This window comes from Vibrio sp. OPT41 (assembly GCF_015163595.1).
Classification (GTDB): domain Bacteria; phylum Pseudomonadota; class Gammaproteobacteria; order Enterobacterales; family Vibrionaceae; genus Vibrio; species Vibrio alginolyticus.
In genome coordinates this window covers 1-417 of the sequence record NZ_JADDYH010000037.1, presented here as the reverse complement: position 1 = coordinate 417, position 417 = coordinate 1, and the positions used below count along the sequence as shown (strand labels likewise).

Genomic DNA, 417 nt, shown 5'->3' with positions numbered 1-417 from the left:
CCCCTACGGGATACCATTGGGTCGTTAGCTCAGTTGGTAGAGCAGTTGACTTTTAATCAATTGGTCGCAGGTTCGAATCCTGCACGACCCACCATTTCTCGATGGGGCTATAGCTCAGCTGGGAGAGCGCCTGCCTTGCACGCAGGAGGTCTGCGGTTCGATCCCGCATAGCTCCACCATTCGAGGAACTTCTTCCACTAAGAAGTAAAACTAATGTGGGCGATTAGCTCAGTTGGGAGAGCACCTGCCTTACAAGCAGGGGGTCACTGGTTCGAGCCCGGTATCGCCCACCATCTTTAAACATTCTCTCTTGAGAGTTTTTAAAAATGGTTTTCATCAGAAAATCTAGCTCTTTAACAATTTGGAAAGCTGACAAAACAACAATTTATTGTTGTTTGTAAAGTTCTCAATGTTTGT

The 417-nt window shown here is 46.5% G+C and carries 3 tRNA genes; all 3 read left to right on the top strand.

The features are described from left to right. Positions 1-18 precede the first annotated feature (18 nt). The 3 genes from IQP38_RS16160 to IQP38_RS16150 all read left to right on the top strand — a co-directional run bounded on the left by IQP38_RS16160 (position 19) and on the right by IQP38_RS16150 (position 293). A tRNA-Lys gene (locus IQP38_RS16160) sits at positions 19-94 on the top strand. A 9-nt stretch (positions 95-103) separates the two neighbouring features. Continuing rightward, a tRNA-Ala gene (locus IQP38_RS16155) sits at positions 104-179 on the top strand. A gap of 38 nt (positions 180-217) precedes the next feature. Further along, positions 218-293, top strand: a tRNA-Val gene (locus IQP38_RS16150). Positions 294-417: the final 124 nt, after the last annotated feature.